At 64.9% G+C, this 16,106-nt stretch carries 14 protein-coding genes; 11 read left to right on the top strand and 3 right to left on the bottom strand.

Going from position 1 to position 16,106, the window contains the following annotated elements:
- Positions 1 to 2: 2 nt before the first annotated feature.
- From AADZ78_RS23425 to AADZ78_RS23410, 4 genes are read left to right on the top strand one after another with little or no spacing between them, the layout of a single operon-like run.
- On the top strand, positions 3 to 1,019 hold the full coding sequence (locus tag AADZ78_RS23425) for an alpha-ketoacid dehydrogenase subunit beta (protein ID WP_085250710.1): 1,017 nt from the start codon (positions 3 to 5) through the stop codon (positions 1,017 to 1,019).
- Positions 1,016 to 1,780 carry an SDR family NAD(P)-dependent oxidoreductase gene (locus AADZ78_RS23420; RefSeq protein WP_085250602.1) on the top strand — a complete coding sequence of 255 codons (765 nt, stop codon included), beginning with the start codon at positions 1,016 to 1,018 and terminating at the stop codon, positions 1,778 to 1,780. Before AADZ78_RS23425 ends, AADZ78_RS23420 begins: the two co-directional genes overlap by 4 nt.
- Positions 1,777 to 3,066: an ATP-grasp domain-containing protein gene (locus AADZ78_RS23415; protein ID WP_085250711.1), complete on the top strand. Its 1,290-nt coding sequence runs from the start codon at positions 1,777 to 1,779 to the stop codon at positions 3,064 to 3,066. Before AADZ78_RS23420 ends, AADZ78_RS23415 begins: the two co-directional genes overlap by 4 nt.
- Positions 3,067 to 3,120: 54 nt before the next feature.
- Positions 3,121 to 4,443, top strand: coding sequence for a hypothetical protein (locus AADZ78_RS23410; protein ID WP_085250603.1), 1,323 nt, complete (start codon positions 3,121 to 3,123; stop codon positions 4,441 to 4,443).
- On the opposite strand, the gene narL is transcribed toward AADZ78_RS23410, so the two are convergent.
- On the bottom strand, positions 4,369 to 5,022 hold the full coding sequence (gene narL, locus AADZ78_RS23405; protein WP_085250604.1) for a two-component system response regulator NarL: 654 nt from the start codon (positions 5,020 to 5,022) through the stop codon (positions 4,369 to 4,371). The genes AADZ78_RS23410 and narL overlap by 75 nt on opposite strands.
- Before the next feature lie 130 nt (positions 5,023 to 5,152).
- Between narL and AADZ78_RS23400 the strand changes: the two genes are divergently transcribed.
- A complete protein-coding gene (locus AADZ78_RS23400) occupies positions 5,153 to 6,367 on the top strand; it encodes a sensor histidine kinase (RefSeq protein ID WP_276062981.1) in 1,215 nt (404 codons plus the stop codon).
- Here AADZ78_RS23400 and AADZ78_RS23395 read toward each other — a convergent pair.
- Complete coding sequence (locus AADZ78_RS23395; RefSeq protein ID WP_085250606.1) at positions 6,334 to 8,028, bottom strand: FAD-dependent oxidoreductase; 1,695 nt, start codon at positions 8,026 to 8,028, stop codon at positions 6,334 to 6,336. The genes AADZ78_RS23400 and AADZ78_RS23395 overlap by 34 nt on opposite strands.
- 13 nt (positions 8,029 to 8,041) lie before the next feature.
- The gene (locus AADZ78_RS23390; RefSeq protein ID WP_085250607.1) at positions 8,042 to 8,707 is read right to left on the bottom strand and encodes an IclR family transcriptional regulator; all 666 of its coding nucleotides are present in this window, start codon (positions 8,705 to 8,707) and stop codon (positions 8,042 to 8,044) included.
- A 99-nt stretch (positions 8,708 to 8,806) separates the two neighbouring features.
- On the opposite strand from AADZ78_RS23390, the gene AADZ78_RS23385 reads away from it, so the two are divergent.
- The 6 genes from AADZ78_RS23385 to AADZ78_RS23360 are packed head-to-tail and all read left to right on the top strand — an operon-like array spanning position 8,807 to position 16,102.
- Positions 8,807 to 9,670, top strand: coding sequence for an alpha/beta fold hydrolase (locus AADZ78_RS23385; RefSeq protein WP_085250608.1), 864 nt, complete (start codon positions 8,807 to 8,809; stop codon positions 9,668 to 9,670).
- Positions 9,670 to 11,370, top strand: a complete 1,701-nt coding sequence (locus tag AADZ78_RS23380; protein ID WP_085250609.1) for a bifunctional 3-(3-hydroxy-phenyl)propionate/3-hydroxycinnamic acid hydroxylase — start codon at positions 9,670 to 9,672, stop codon at positions 11,368 to 11,370. The genes AADZ78_RS23385 and AADZ78_RS23380 overlap by 1 nt, the downstream gene beginning before the upstream one ends.
- The gene (locus AADZ78_RS23375) at positions 11,318 to 12,238 is read left to right on the top strand and encodes a 3-carboxyethylcatechol 2,3-dioxygenase (RefSeq protein ID WP_239655049.1); all 921 of its coding nucleotides are present in this window, start codon (positions 11,318 to 11,320) and stop codon (positions 12,236 to 12,238) included. The genes AADZ78_RS23380 and AADZ78_RS23375 overlap by 53 nt, the downstream gene beginning before the upstream one ends.
- Positions 12,235 to 13,992, top strand: coding sequence for an FAD-binding protein (locus AADZ78_RS23370; protein WP_085250611.1), 1,758 nt, complete (start codon positions 12,235 to 12,237; stop codon positions 13,990 to 13,992). Before AADZ78_RS23375 ends, AADZ78_RS23370 begins: the two co-directional genes overlap by 4 nt.
- Entirely contained in the window at positions 13,989 to 15,302 is a 1,314-nt protein-coding gene (locus AADZ78_RS23365; RefSeq protein ID WP_085250612.1) for an LLM class flavin-dependent oxidoreductase, read from the top strand. The genes AADZ78_RS23370 and AADZ78_RS23365 overlap by 4 nt, the downstream gene beginning before the upstream one ends.
- Positions 15,299 to 16,102 (top strand): coniferyl-alcohol dehydrogenase, encoded by an 804-nt coding sequence (locus tag AADZ78_RS23360; protein WP_085250613.1) that lies wholly within the window; start codon positions 15,299 to 15,301, stop codon positions 16,100 to 16,102. The genes AADZ78_RS23365 and AADZ78_RS23360 overlap by 4 nt, the downstream gene beginning before the upstream one ends.
- Positions 16,103 to 16,106 lie beyond the last annotated feature (4 nt).

The following is a 16,106-nucleotide window of genomic DNA, read 5'->3' as shown; positions in this document are numbered from 1 at the left end:
CGATGACACCCATGACCTATGCCGAAGCGCTCAACGACGCGCTACGCCAGGAGATGCGACGTGACGAACGGGTGGTCGTGCTCGGCGAAGACGTTGCGGTCTACGGTGGGATCTTCGGTGCGACCAAAGGATTGCTAGACGAATTCGGTCCCAGGCGGGTGGTCGACACCCCGATCTCAGAGAACGGAATTGTGGGTGCCGCAATCGGAATGGCCATGGCCGGACTGCGCCCGGTTGTGGAGATCATGTACAGCGACTTTCTCTGCCTGGCCCTCGACACCTTGGCCAACGCCGCGGCGGTGTATCCCTTCATCTCACGTGGAACCGTCAACGTTCCGCTGGTGGTGCGCACACAAGGCGGCCCGGGCAACGGTGCGGGTCCCCAGCACTCGAAATCACTGGAGCAGTGGACAGCCCACCTGCCCGGCGTCCACACCGTGCTGCCCAGCGACGCCGCCGACGCGAAAGGGTTGCTGACCGCGGCGATTCGATCCGACGATCCCGTTATGGTGTTTGAACACAAAGGTTTATACGGCACCGAAGACTTGGTTCCCGAAGGGGAGCATGTCACGCCGCTGGGAACCGCACGAGTGCTCCACGAAGGCGCCGATATCACCATCATCGCGATGTCGGGGATGGTGCGCCATGCCCTCGATGCTGCCGCCAGCCTCTCGGCGTGCGGCGTGCGCGCCGAAGTGGTCGATGTGCGCTCCCTGCGTCCGCTGGACACCGAGACACTGGTTGCCTCGGCCCGCAAGACGGGCCGCGTTGTGGTGGCCGCTGAGACCTGGCTGCGGTACGGGCCCACCGCCGAGATCGCCGCGGTCATCGCCGAGCAGGCATTCGATGACTTGCGCGCCCCAGTAGCGCGGGTCGGCGCGCTGGCCGTGCCGTATCCGGCCAGCCCGCACCTGGAGTCGGCGGTTCTGAGCCGCGGCGACACGATTGTGCGGGCCGCCCAGCAGCTGCTGGCGACGCAAATGAAGCGCTCCCGAATCGACGCGTGCGACCACACATGAGCAACCTTCATGCCGGCAAGGTCGTCCTGGTCACCGGTGGCGGCAGTGGCATAGGCCGGGCGACGGCCTGCCGATTCGCCCGAGAAGGTGCGGTGGTGATCGTCTCCGGACGCACGCTCGAACCCTTGCAGGAAACCGTGTCCCTCATCGCGACCCACGGGGGCAGGGCCGAAGCGCTCCAGGCCAACACCGTCCACGAAGAAGAGGTGGCGCGACTCGTCGCCACGATCGTTGATCGTCATGGCGCATTGAACGTCGCGTGCAACAACGCCGGGGTGCCGGGAGCCGGCCGGGCCAGCGACGGCTACTCACTCGACCAGTGGAAGCACATCGTCGATACCAACCTGCAGGGAGTGTGGCTGTCGATGAAGCACCAGATCGCCCACATGCGAACCGATTCCGGCGGAGCGATCGTCAACGTCGCATCGGTTGCTGGCGTCGTCGGCTATTACCAATCCGCGCCGTACACCGCCAGTAAGCACGGTGTGGTCGGGCTCACCCGCGCGGCCGCCATCGATCACGCGACCGAAGGGATCCGGGTCAACGCGGTCTGCCCGGGGCCCGTCCTGACTCCGATGTTGGTCCAAGCCAAGGCCGAGCGGGGACCTCAAGCCGACGAGTTCTACCTGTCCCACATCCCGATGGGAAGACTCGGCAACCCCGAGGATGTGGCCAACGCCGTGGTTTGGCTGGCCTCCGACGAAGCCGCGTACATCACCGGGCAAGCCCTTGCTGTCGACGGTGGGTGGACCGCGCAGTGAACCATCCACCGCACGAAAACACTAGGGGCTACGTCGTCTTGGTGGATACCTATGGGCCGTCGGCGTCACGGCTTGCGCCGGCGTTCCAGGCCGCCGGCTATCTCCCCATCAGGGTGCAGAGCACACCCGAGACGCCCAAGCTCTACCGCAATTGTCCGGATCCGTTTCCCTTCGAATTCGAGTTCATGTATCGCGGCTCGTTGGACGAAACGGTAAGCGACGTATTGCCGTTTCGTCCGGTCGCGGTCATCGCGGGCTGCGACCACGGCGTCGAATTCGCCGATGCACTCAGCGAGGCCCTGCACCCATTGACCGGGGCACCAACCAACGGCACCGCTCTTAGCGCGGCGCGGCGCGACAAATACCTCATGATCGAGCGGATCAAGGACTGCGGTCTGCGCGGAGCACGACAAATCAAAGTGCGCAGCGAAGACCAGCTTCGGGACTGGCACGCCCAACTGGGCGGCATGGCCATCCTCAAACCACTGCGCAGCGCGGCCAACGACGGAGTCACCTGGTGTCCCACGCCCGAGGACTCCCTCCTGGCCTTTCGCCGACTCAACGGCAGGGAGAACGTGGTCAACCTGCCCAATGACGGTGTGGTGGCGCAGGAATACTTGATCGGCGCGGAGTATCTGGTCAACACCGTGAGCCGCGATGGTCTGCACCACGTGTGCGACATCTGGAAGACACACCGCATCAGTGCCAACGGAGTGGCCGACCTCGTGGTGGCGTGCCAGATCCTGCCGTCCACCGGCGAAATCCAAGATCAGCTCGTCCCCTATGCCCTCGACGTGCTCGATGCCCTCGACATCCGGTACGGCGCAGGCCATATCGAAATCAAGATGACTCCCGACGGGCCCTGCCTGATCGAAGTCGGCGCGCGGGTCGCGGGTCAGGACCTGCCCGGCTACACCGCCATGGCAGTCGGTGAATCCCAGACCGAATGGATGGTGGATGCCTACATCAATCCCGACCGATTCAAGCAACGCCACGGCCGCCCCTATGAGCTTGCGCGCAATGTCGCCTGGGCGCTGATGGTCGCGCCGCGTAGCGGCGTGCTGGCCGGCTACCGGGGGCTGGAGGCCATCAAAGAATTGGAAAGCTTTTGCGACATGCGGCTTTTGGTCAAGCCCGGACAGCAACTTCACCGCACGATCGACGACAGCACCTACCCCATCTCGCTGACGTTGATGCATGCGATCGACGAAGTGTTGCTTCGCGACCTTGCAACGCTGCGCTACCTCGACGGCGAGGGCTTTTACGAACTCGCTGACGACGCCTGACAGCACCGCCGACCGTCCACCAACTGCAGTTCTCGCGCCGAAAGGATCACCATCGTGATCGTCATTTTGTCCGCATACCGTCCGCGGCTGGAGGATTTTTTTGCCACGCGTGGTGAACAGATCATCGCATTGATTCCAGAAAGCGTGCGCGAGCCGCGGGAGTCCACCAATCCCGGCTACCCGATCAGAACCGTCGATCACTTCGACGATTACACCGCGCTCGCCCGCCTCGCAGCCGAATTCGAGACGCTCAACGTGACCGCCGTCGCCACGATCGACGAGCCCTGCATCCGCGCCGCCGCTTTCCTCAGGGACCTGCTGGGCCTGCCCGGGCCGGATCACAAGACCGCGGTGGCGTGCACCGACAAATCGATAATGAAGAAGCGCCTGGCCGCGGCGGGTGTCCCGGTCGCCGAGCACCGCGTGGTCCACGACCTGCAGCAGATCCGGGATTTCCTATACGAAACGGACGACGACATCGTCGTCAAACCGCGTCACGGCTTCGGCACCATCAACACCCATCGGGTCAATCGGGGCAATTTCGACCAACTGGCGGCCGCCGGAGCCTTCGGCCCACCCGGAACTCTCCCGGAATGGATCCGATCGACCTCGCTTGCGGCCGACGGACAACGGGTTGGCTACCATGTCGAGCGCTTTGTCGACGTCGACGCCGAGTACCACTGCGAGCTGCTGCTCCATGAAGGCGCGGAAGTGCATTGCCTGGTTGGCCGCTACTTCAATCCGGTCCTCGCCAACCATGCTTACGGATCGGTGTTGCTGGATCCAAGTTCTGCCGAGGCGACCGCAGTAGGCGAACTGACCCGCGCGGCTGTGTCGGCCTTGGGCGTCACCCACGGATTCGGGCACTGCGAGGTATTTCGCGACCGAGCGGGCCGATGGCTGGTAGGCGAGTTCGCCGCCCGACCCGGCGGATTGTTGATACCGCGGATTCTGCAGCTCAGTCGGGGCGTCGACAACTTGGAGTTACTGGCCGACCAGGTGGGCGGGCGCCGGCCCGACTCCGCGCCCGGGGTCCCGGGTGCGTTCGCGTGGGCAGCCATACCGGTCAGCGGTTCGGGTGTGATCGCCGACATGCCCGACGAGGAGTACTTTCTTAACTTGCCCGGCGTAGTGGAGGTCCAGATTGCGTTGCGTAGCGGGGACTCGACGGGCAACCTGCATGCCGCAATGACCCACGCCGCGTACGTCGTGTGTCGGGGAGACACTCCTGAACAGGCCGAAGTGTTCGCACGCCATGTCCAGTACCGCTGCCGCGTAGCCGTCGAATCGGCCGCCGAACCGCTAGTCGAGCAGCCCCTGCCGCATCGCCTCGGCGACCGCCGCAGCGCGATCGCTGACACCGAGCTTCTCGTATAGGCGTTGCACATGGGTCTTGACCGTCGACGGCGCCACATACAGCTCGGCCGCGATCGCGGGGATGCTTTGGCCGCGAGCGATACGGTTGAGCACCTCACGCTCGCGTGCGCTCAGCACCGGAGCCATAGGTGCCGCGCGTTGGCGGATTTCTCCGGCAAGGCCTCCCACCAGCGAGGGCGCCACGACATCGCGGCCCTTGGCGCAATCGAGCACCGCCTTGACGATCTCGGTGCGCGTCGAATCTTTCAGCAGAAATCCGGCGGCCCCCTGTTGGAGGGCCTGGTACACGATGGCCGATTCGTCATGCGCCGAAATCAGCAGCACCCGGGTCGGCAACTCGTAACTCCGCACCGCCGCCGCCACTTGTGCGCCGTCCATGCCGGGCATTCGGTAGTCGAGCAACGCGACGTCGGGCTGATGCGCCTTGATCAACTCCAAGGCCGCCGCGCCATCATCTGCCTCGCCGACAACGTTCACCGAGCCACTCAACGAAAGCGCTCGCACCACGCCCTCGCGGAACAGCGGGTGATCATCGCCGACCACCACACGCACTTTCTCGGGCGTCGCAGCGCCGACCATGGCGACGAGTTTAGCCGCTTGCTCGCAAAGAGCCATCAACAATCGCCGGACTCGTGTCATGCGTATGTTGAAAGTTTGCTCCGAAGGGACCATTGCCACGGTTCGTGATGAGTACGGTGTTCCTGTGGTGATGACCAGCGACGTGGAACTGGATCGGGTGCGTAAGGTGCATCAGTTGCGCTCCTACCGCATCGCTTCGGTGCTGCGAATCGGTGTCGTGACGCTGATGTCCGCCGCCATGGTCGTGGGCACACACCGGGCTGAATGGCCCGCGCAGACCACGTTGATTGGCTTGTACGCGTTCGCTGCACTGTGCGCCGTACTGTTGGCGTTTACCCCATTCCGGCGATGGGTTCGACTGGGTCCGTTGGCCGGTATGAGCCGGTATGAGCCCTTTGCTTTCACCGCCATCGACGTGTTGGCCTTGACCGGCTTTCAGCTGATGTCCACTGACGGGATCTACCCGCTGCTGATCATGACCTTGTTGCCGGTGCTGGTTGGCCTCGATGTGTCGTCGCGGCGCGCGGCGGTGGTGCTGGCCTTCACGCTCGTCGGATTCGCGGTGGCGGTGCTTCAAGACCCGGCTATGGTGCGTGCGATCGGGTGGCCCGAAGGCATTTTCCGATTCCTGCTCTACGCGTTCCTCTGCGGTACGGCATTGGTGGTGGTCCGCATCGAAGAGCGACATGCTCGCTCGGTCGCCGGGTTGAGTGCGCTACGGGAGGAGTTGCTGGCCCAGACGATGACGGCATCGGAGGTGTTGCAGCGGCGGATTTCGGAGTCCATTCACGATGGGCCACTGCAAGACGTGTTGGCGGCGCGCCAGGAGCTCATCGAGTTGGACACCGCGTCGCCCGGCGATGAGCGAGTGGGCCGGGCGTTGGCGGGATTGCAGAGTGCGTCGGAGCGACTACGCCAGGCCACGTTTGAGTTGCATCCCGCCGTTCTCGAGCAGGTTGGGTTGGGTGCAGCGGTGCAGCAGCTGGTCACGTTCACCGCTACCCGGTCGGGCATCAAGATCACCAGCGACATCGACTACCCGGTTCGTGATGCCATCGATCCCATCGTGTTCGGTGTGGCTCGGGAGCTGCTGTCCAACGTGGTGCGGCATTCGCGGGCGACCAATGCATCAGTCACCTTAGGGCTTACCGATGGGAGATGCGTTTTGGATGTGGCCGACGACGGTGTGGGCATCACCGGGGAAACCATGGCGCGCCGCCTGGGGGAGGGACATATTGGCCTGGCTTCGCATCGGGCGCGCGTTGACGCCGCTGGTGGGGCATTCGTTTTTTTGGATACACCCGCCGGCACTCATGTCTGCGTCGAATTGCCCCTCAGCGCCTGACTGGATCGGGTGTGAGTCCCCTGATCAATCGACCTTCCGGAGGCCGCGGCATAGCCGGCGCGGTAACCGAAAACCATTGCCGGACCAATGGTTCCGCCGGCTCCGCCGTAGGCCCGGCCGGTTATCCCAGCCATCGCGTTGCCCGCGGCGTACAGCCCGGGTAGGAGCTCGCCGCTGACATGGAAGACGCGGCCCTCACGGTCGGTGCGTGGCCCGCCCTTGGTGCCCATCGCGCCCACACAGACCGGCACCGCGAAGTAGGGGGCGCTGTCGATGGGGCCGAGGGTCTTTCCGGCTAGGGTGGTAGCGCGGTCGTCGCCCCAGTAGCCGTCGTATGCACTAGAGCCGCGCCCGAATTCGGGATCAGCGCCGATCGCGACATCGCGGTTCCATTGCTCGATCGTGCGGTGCAGGCCGTCGGCGTCGATCCCGGTCTTGACGGCCAATTCGGCCAGGTCGGCCGATTCACAGAACCATTCCGGAACCTGTTGCCCGGGTGCGATGCCCAGAAATCCGTAGCGTTGCAGGTGAACCGAGTCGAAGACAATCCAACCGCGATCGTTGACGTATCCATTACGGGGATCGAGGTAGTGGAAGGCGCCGGCCATCGAGTTGTAATCGCATGCTTCGTTGACGAACCGCCGACCGGCCTGGTTGACGATGATGCTTCGCGGCCGCGTTCGTTCCAGGCGTACGCTGCGACTGCGTTGCTTGCCGTCGATGGTGTCGCCGGGGATTTGTACGATCGGGACCCACCACGCTTCGCCCATGTTGGCCAGATCGGCGCCGTGCGCCATCGCCATGCGCAGCCCGTCACCGGTGTTGTTCGGCGGTGAGACCGCGCCGTGCATGGGACCGCGAAGAAAGGCTTGCACCAGAACCGGATCCCATTCGAATCCGCCGGTGGCCAGGATGACGCCGCGTCGGGCGCGGACGTTGATGCTGTGTCCCGCTTGGGGTCCCAGGTGGGCGATCCGGACGCCGGTGACTTTGCCGGACTCGACGATCAGGTCCTCGGCACGCGCGTTCGTGCATGGTGTCACCCCGGCGTCCAGCAAACCCTTTAACAGCCCGGCGATCAGGGCGGTGCCGGCCACGCACAGCTCGTCTGAACTTGTTTCAACATCGGCATGTAACCGGGCTCTGGTCTCGGCGTCGAACCCGACGTTGGACCAATCGGCGGGAAACGACGTGATCCGCTCGGCCCAGTCGCCGAGTTGGTTGAGGTCAAAGGGAGCCGCGCTCAATGACCGGCCACCGGTCGGCTGTCCGCCGGGCAGCTCGGGTTGGTAGTCGGGGAAGCCGGCGGCGATCTCGAAGCGCACACCGCTGTGTGCCTCGACGAAGTCGAGCATGGCCGGGCCGGTCCGCACGAATGTTTCCACCAGAGCCGCATCCATCGAACCAAATGACTGCGCGCGCAAATACTGCAGCGCGTCGGCCACCGTCAGCTCCCGGTCGGGGCATCGGTGATGGGCCGGGATCCACACGATGCCACCCGACACGGCGGTGGTGCCGCCGACGGTCGGCGCTTTCTCATACACCCGCACCGAAGCGCCGGCGGCCGCCGCCGACAACGCGGCGGTGAGCCCAGCGCCGCCGCTGCCGAGCACTATGACATCGCAAACATCGGAGACATCGCTTGCATCGGCCCACGACATGCCTGGTATCCCTTCAGCTCAGCAGCGCAGACAACCGAGTTGCGGCCTCGATGACGGCGTCCTTGCCCCGCATCACCACGTCTTCGCGGTGGGAGATGAGGTTGATGCAGGTTGGCGGGGACGGCGCGGGTCGTTGGACGGCTACGGCCAGGCCGTAGGTGTTGGGCTCGATCTCGCCGTGCGTCATCACCCAGCCGCGTTCGCGAGCCGCGGCGACCAGGTCGCGTTCCCCCGGACGCGGGGGCATGCTCGACAGCAGCGCGATCCCGGCGGCACCGCGGTCCAGCGGATAGCGGCTGCCTTCGTGGAAGGCGAGCTGGTAGGCGACCTGGGTCGGCACGATCACCGCGATCGCCACCTGCTCGTCGCCCTCGGCGACCAGCAGGGACACGGTGGTGCCCAACTCGTCGGCCAGGCTGCGCAGCGTCGGCAGACACACTTGGCGCAGGTTGTGGTCGAAGGACGCTCCCAAAACCGCCAGGCCGGCCGCCGGCCGGTACCGCCCGTCCTCTCCTTTGGAAACCAGCCGAAACTGGGTCAACGTCGACAGCAGTCGGTAGGCGATGGTCCGGTGCACACCGACGTGGTCGGCAACTTCTTGCATGGTGAGCCCCGTCGGGGAGGCCGCTACCAACTGCAGCGCGGTGAGACCCCGAGCGAGCGTCTGTGAACCTGTCACAGCCTTGACAGACCCGGACGCGCGAGCGAAGCTCTATATATAACGCACATTAGAGTGCGATATTAGCACAACCACTGGAAGCGACGCCAAAGAGGAACCGTGGCGGATTTCGAAAGCGTGTGGAGCGATCTCCAAGGTGTTCCCTTTGAGCAGGGCTACCTCTTGGCTGGAGGGATCCGAACCCGCTACCTGCGTGCCGGTGATCCGACGGCGCCGGTGCTGGTGCTATTACACGGCGCGGGCGGCCACGCCGAAGCGTACGTGCGAAATCTGGCCGCCCACGCCGAGCATTTCTGGACCTGGTCGATCGACATGCTGGGCCACGGCTATACGGACAAGCCGGGCCATCCGCTGGAAATCCGTCACTATGTCGAACACGTGATGGCGGTGGTACGCGCCATCGGGGTGGATCGCATCAGCCTCAGCGGCGAGTCCCTCGGCGGCTGGGTGGCCGCCCGCGCCGCCGTCGATCATCCGGACGTGATCGACCGGCTGGTGCTCAACACGGCCGGCGGCTCTCAGGCCGATCCGGAGGTGATGCAGCGGATCATCACCTTATCGATGGCCGCGGCCGAGAACCCGACCTGGGAGACCGTGCAGGCGCGGATCAAATGGCTGATGGCGGACAAGTCGAAGGACTACGACGATTTGGTTGCCAGCCGGCAGCGGATCTATCGGCAACCGGGATTCGTCGCGGCGATGCGCGACATCATGGCGCTGCAGGAGCCGGAGATCCGGGCCCGAAACTTGCTGGGCCCCGAGGAATATGGGGCCATCGCCGCACCCACGCTGGTGCTCTGGACCAGCCACGACCCGACTGCCGACGTACCCGAGGGCCGCCGCATCGCTTCGATGATTCCCGGAGCGCGCTTCGAGCTGATGCCGGGTTGCGGTCACTGGCCGCAGTATGAGGACGCCAAGACCTTTAATCGCCTGCATCTCGATTTCCTGCTGGGGCGGTGATGGTTTCCGCCGGGCAGTGTGTAGACGTCGACGTACTGGTCGTCGGCGCCGGTCCGGTGGGTTTGACGTTGGCCAACATCCTTGGCCTGCACGATGTTCGCACGTTGGTGGTCGACGAGCGTGCCACGCTCGTCGACTACCCGCGGGGGGTTGGGCTGGACGACGAGGCGTTGCGCACCTTCCAGTCGATCGGCCTGATCGACCGGGTCTTGCCGCACACCGTGCCCAACCAGATCCTGCGCTTCGTCGACGCCAAGGGCCGGGTGCTTGCCGAAATGGCCCCGCCCGATGCTCGTTTCGGCTGGCCGAAACGAAACGGCTTTGTGCAGCCACTCGTCGATGCTGAATTGCTTGCTGGGGTACGCAGATTCGAACACGTCGAGGTGTGGTGGAGCCGTCCGATGACGGCGTGCCGGGACGACGGCGACGCGGTCACCGCCGAGCTCGGCGGAGACGGCGGGACAGCCAGCGTGCGGGCACGTTATGTTGTCGGCTGCGACGGCGGGCGCAGCACCACCCGACGGATGATGGGGGTGTCCTTCGACGGAACGACCTCGTCGACGCGGTGGCTGGTCGTCGACATCGCCAACGATCCGCTCGGTCATCCGAACAGCGAGGTCGGTGCCGACCCCGAACGCCCGTATGCCTCGATCTCGATCGCGCACGGGATTCGCCGGTTCGAGTTCATGATTCACGCCAACGAGTCCGACGAGCAGGCGCAGGATCCGGCGTTCTTGACACGGATGCTGGCGCGGCTGGTACCCCATCCCGACCGAGTCGACGTGATCCGGCGGCGGGTCTATACCCATCACTCCCGGATCGCCGGCGCGTTCCGCCGCGGACGCCTGCTGTTGGCCGGCGATGCCGCGCACCTGATGCCGGTGTGGCAGGGGCAGGGATACAACAGCGGCATCCGGGACGCGGCGAATTTGGGCTGGAAGCTGGCGGCGGTGGTGACCGGCGCCGGCGACGAACTGCTGGACACCTACGACATCGAGCGCCGCAAGCACGCGCGGGCGATGATCGACCTTTCCACCATGGTGGGTCGGGCGATCTCACCCACCAACCGTCGGGTGACTATCGCGCGTGACCTCGTCGTGCGCTCGGCGTCAATTGTGCCTTCGCTCAAGCGATATGTGCTCGAGATGCGGTTCAAGCCAATGCCGCGTTACGAGCGTGGGGCGGTAGCGCATACGCGACCCCGGGATCCGGGATCGCCGGTCGGGACGCTGTTCATTCAGCCTCGGGTCGATACCCGGACGCAGCAGAACGTCCTGCTGGACGACGTGCTGGGCACTTGGTTTTCCGTGCTGTGCTGGAACAACAACCCGCGCAATATCCTCGGCGATGCGGCGTTTGCGCACTGGAAAGACCTGGGCGCGCGTTTTGTCGCCGTCCGGCCCTTGGTGCAGTTGCACTGGACCGGACACGATGATCCCGATGTCGCGATCGTGGGTGATCGCACCGGTGATCTCAAGAGCTGGTTCGACATCCACCGACAATCGGTGTTGTTCCTGCGCCCGGACCGGTTTATCGCCGGCGCGTGTATCGCTCAGCTCGCGCCGGAGTTGAGCGCGTCGGTAGTCGCTGCGCTCGCGCTGACTCCGGGAGGGGGTGAATCCCACAATGCCACTGGCCCTTTGCTGTATGTCGCACAGCCCGCTCCTGAATCTACCGGGGCCACCCCAGGATCTGCTTGACGACGTGAATGCAGGCATCGCCCAGGCCCGAGAGTTCGTCAGCGAGTACGACCCCGAACTCGTCGTCATCTTTGCCCCGGATCACTACAACGGATTCTTTTACAAGGTGATGCCGCCGTTCTGTATCGGCCTGCGCGCCAACGGTGTCGGCGACTACGGCACCTATGCTGGTCCACTCGACGTTCCCCAAGACGTTGCCGAGGACTGTGCTAAGGCCGTGCTCGGTGCGGGTGTCGATATCGCGGTATCGGCCAGCATGGACGTGGACCACGGCACGGTCCAGCCGCTGGAGAAGCTGCTTGGCGCTGCGATTTCGCACCCGGTGCTCCCGATCTTCATCAACGCGATCGCGGCGCCGCTGGGGCCCTTACATCGGTGCCGAGCACTAGGCACCGCGGTGGGCAACTTCTTGGCGGCCCTGGAACGTCGGGTGCTGGTGGTCGGATCCGGGGGTCTCTCGCATAGCCCGCCGGTGCCGACGCTGGACACAGCCGGTCCGGCGGTTCTAGAACGCATCGTGCACGGCAAAGCGATGACGGCCGAGCAGCGCCAGGCCCGCCAGACCGCCGTGATCGACGCGGCCAAGAACTTCGTCGTCGGAGATAGCGACCTGCAGTCCCTCAACCCGGCCTGGGATCAGCACTTCCTAGAAGTCGTCGACGGAGGCCACCTCGCCGACCTCGACAGCTGGTCGAACTCATTCGTGCTGCACGAGGGCGGCTCGTCGGCCCATGAAATCCGCACGTGGGTTGCCGCTTTCGCGGCCCTGGCGACGGCGGGGCAATACCAGACCACGGTGCGTTACTACAAGCAGGCCCCGGACCTGATCGCCGGGTTCGCGATCAGAACGGCGGCGCCGATCGCATGAGTGCTGAGCTCTTCGACGAAGTTAGCGAGTTCGATCGGGTTGTGGACGTACTCGTGGTCGGCTCCGGCGGCGGCGGCATGACAGCCGCGCTGACCGCGGCGGCGTTCGGGCTCGACGTGTTGGTTGTGGAAAAGTCGAGTTACTTCGGCGGTTCGACGGCCCTGTCGGGTGGCGGTATCTGGGTACCGGGGGCACCGGCGCAGCGCAGAGCGGGCTGTGCGCCCGACCCGGACGGCGTTGTGGCGTACCTACGGCAGATCACCGACGGACTCGTCAGCCAAGCACGCATACGGCAATACGTCGCGTCGGCGCCGCAAATGCTGGATTTCCTGGAAAGGCTCAGCCCGTGGCTGGAGTTCGTGTGGAAGCCCGGCTATGCCGACTACTATCCGGAATTACCCGGAGCGTCCGAACTTGGCAGCACGATCAATGTTCCACCCATCGATCTGCGCGAGCTGGGCTCCGACGAGGATTCGTTGCTGACGCCGCTGGCGCTGGCGCCCAAGGGAATCTGGCTGGGGCCCAAGGAACTACGGTCGTTCTACCGAATCCGGCAGTCATGGGCCGGGAAAGTTGTGCTCCTGAAGCTGGTCTGGCGAATGGTCAGGGCAAGGGTTTTCAACGAGCGGATCGCGGCGATGGGACAGTCGTTGGTGGCGCGGCTGCGCCTGGCGATCAAAGAGCGTGGCATCCCGCTGTGGCTGGATTCGCCCATGGCCGAGCTACTTACCGACGCCGACGGATCGGTGACCGGCGCGCTAGTGCAGCGCAACGGCAGCGAGCAGCGAATCGGTGCGCGCTGTGGGGTGATCCTGGCGTCCGGGGGTTTCGACCACGACTTGGCCTGGCGCAAAGAGCATCAACCCGTGGTAGATCAGGATTGGAGCTTCGGCAATCCCGCCGCCATGGGCGACGGCATCCGCGCCGGCCAGCGTGTCGGCGCGGCAACCGATCTCCTCGACGAGGCCTGGTGGTTCCCAGCCATCCAATGGCCGGACGGCCGAATGCAATTCATGCTCAACGAACGCATGATGCCGGCGCAGTTCATCGTCAACGGCGCGGGTAAGCGTTTCATCAACGAGGCCGCACCGTACATGGATTTCGGTCACGCGATGATCGACGGCCAGAAGTCCGGAGTAGCCCACATCCCGTGCTGGCTCATCACCGATCACCGGTCCTTCAATCGCTATGTTGTCGCCGGCCACCTGCCTATACCAAAGCTTCCCGGGGCACCGGTGCCCACCGGGCGTAAGGTACCGGCGGCCTGGCTGGAGTCGGGCGTGGTCAAGGCCGGATCGAATTGGGACGAACTCGCGGCCAGGATCGGCGTGCCGGCAGGGCAACTTCGGATGACGGCCGCGCGCTTCAACGAACTGGCGCGCCAGGGTCACGACGATGATTTCAACCGCGGCGACAGCGCCTACGACAACTACTACGGCGACCCGACCCTGCCCAACCCAAACCTCTACCCGCTCGGCACGCCGCCGTACTACGCCTTTCGAATTGTGTTGGGGGACCTCGGTACATCCGGTGGTCTGCGCACCGACGACTGCGCGCGGGTACTGCGGCCGGACGACACCGTGGTGCGCGGCCTGTACGCCGTGGGTAACACCGCCGCGCCGGTGATGGGCCGCAGCTACGCCGGCGCCGGGGCCACCATCGGCCCGGCCATGACCTTTGGCTTTGTCGCAGCCAAACACGTTGCCGCACAGCAGGCAACCGGGACCCGTAATGCTCATGGGAGGCATTCATGAAAATTTCGCTGTTCTACGAATTCGCCCTGCCACGGCCCTGGGCCCCCGACGACGAGCGGATCCTGCTGCAGGACTGCCTCGACGAGGTTGAGGCGGCCGACAAGGCCGGCTTTTCCACCGTCTGGCTCACCGAGCACCACTTCTTGGAGGAATACTGTCACTCCACAGCGCCGGAGATGTTCTTGGCCGGGGCCAGCCAACGCACCAAGAACATTCGGCTCGGATTCGGCATCATGCACCTGCCACCGGCGGTCAATCATCCGGCTCGGGTGGCCGAACGCATCGCCACGCTCGACCTGATGTCCAATGGGCGCGTCGAATTCGGCACCGGTGAGTCTTCTTCCGTCGGCGAACTCGGGGGATTCTGCATCGACCCCGCCGACAAGCGTGTGCAGTGGGAGGAGGCCCTCGAGGTCGCGATCCGTTGCATGATCGAAGAGCCGTTCGCGGGATTCAAGGGCGAGCACATCGAGATGCCGGCGCGCAACGTCATCCCCAAGCCGATGCAGAAGCCGCATCCACCGGTATGGGTCGCCTGCACCCGGCCGGCAACCGTTCAGATGGCGGCCCAAAAGTGCATCGGAGCACTGAGTTTCGCCTACACCGGTCCGGGCCCGCTTACCGAGCGGGTGAACGGCTACTACAAGGAGCTTGAGGAGAACGGCGTCCCGGTCACGCCGGCGATCAACCCCAATATCCTGGCCATCGGCGGTGACCTGTCGATGATGGTCGCCAAGACCGACGAGCAGGCCCTCGAACGCCTTGGACAGGGCGGCGGATTTTTCTCGTTCGGAATCATGCACTACTACATGACCGGAATACACACTCCGGGCCGCACCGGCGTCTGGAAGCGGTACCTCGAAGAGGTCGAAAAGGACCCGACCCTGGCGTACGGCCCCGGACGTGGCGCGATCGGCTCACCGGCCACCGTCCGCGAATTCCTGCGCGGTTACGAGGACAGCGGCGTCGACGAAATCATCCTGCTGCTCAACCCGCGCAGTCACGAGGGCACGATGGAATCCATCGAGCTGATGGGCAAGGAGGTGCTGCCCGAGTTCATCGAGCGCGACCAAAAGGCGGTCGCCGACAAGTCCGCAAGGCTGGCGCCCGTCATCGATAAGATCGAAGCGCGCCGACCGGAAACACGACCTTTTGGCGCACCGCAGTTCGACGAAAACTACTCATTCGGAGGCCTGCCCACCGGGCGCGGCGGTAAGTTCACCGCCAGCGAGATTCCGGAAGCAATGGCGGAAATCAACGAGGGTCGTGTCCAGGCGGCGCAGCGCTTGAAGGAGCAGCAGCAGAAGTGATCGACGAACTGTGGCGCTACGACGGCCGTCGTGCCGTGGTGACCGGATGCTCGTCGGGCATCGGCGAATATGTGGTGCGCCAGCTCACCGAGTTCGGGGCGCACGTCGTCGGGCTGGACAAGCGCCGGCCGACGGTCGAGATCAACGACTTCCGTGAGGTTGACCTCGCCGATCCGGCTTCGATCGACGCCGCCGTCGTGGCCATCGACGGCGACGTGGACGCTCTCTTCAATGTCGCCGGTGTCTCCTCGGGAATCGGCGATCCGCTGCGGGTCGTCACAATCAACTTTCTGGGCCTGCGGCATATCACCGAGGCGCTGATTCCGAAAATGGGGGCTGGCTCGGCCATTGTGAGCGTGTCGTCGCTCGCGGCATCCGGGTACCGGGAACACCTGCGGCAGGTCGCTCCGCTGCTGAACACGACGACGATGCGGGACGGCGTGGCGTGGTGTGTTCGCCACCCGGACGTGCTGGGCGCCGGCTACCAATTGTCCAAAGAAGCAATCATTCTCTACACCATGCGCCGCGTCACCGATCTCGGCGCGCGCGGCATCCGGATCAATTGCACCGGTCCAGGCGTCACCGCAACGCCGATCCTCGATCAGCTGCGCAGCGCCTACGGGCCCGAGTATCTCGACGACATCGCCAAGCCGCTGGGCCGGGTCGCCGATCCGGCCGAGCAGGCGGCCGTGCTGCTGTTTCTGAATAGCGGTGCAGCAAGCTATATTTCGGGTCAGATCGTCTGGGTCGACGGCGGAAACGTGGCCGCTGCGATCGCCCGCGAACTCGAGGAGGGATAAGGCT

This window comes from Mycobacterium riyadhense (assembly GCF_963853645.1).
In the GTDB taxonomy this organism is placed as follows: Bacteria; Actinomycetota; Actinomycetes; order Mycobacteriales; family Mycobacteriaceae; genus Mycobacterium; species Mycobacterium riyadhense.
The sequence above is the reverse complement of the archived record's forward strand: the minus strand, read 5'-3'. Positions and strand labels throughout refer to the sequence as shown.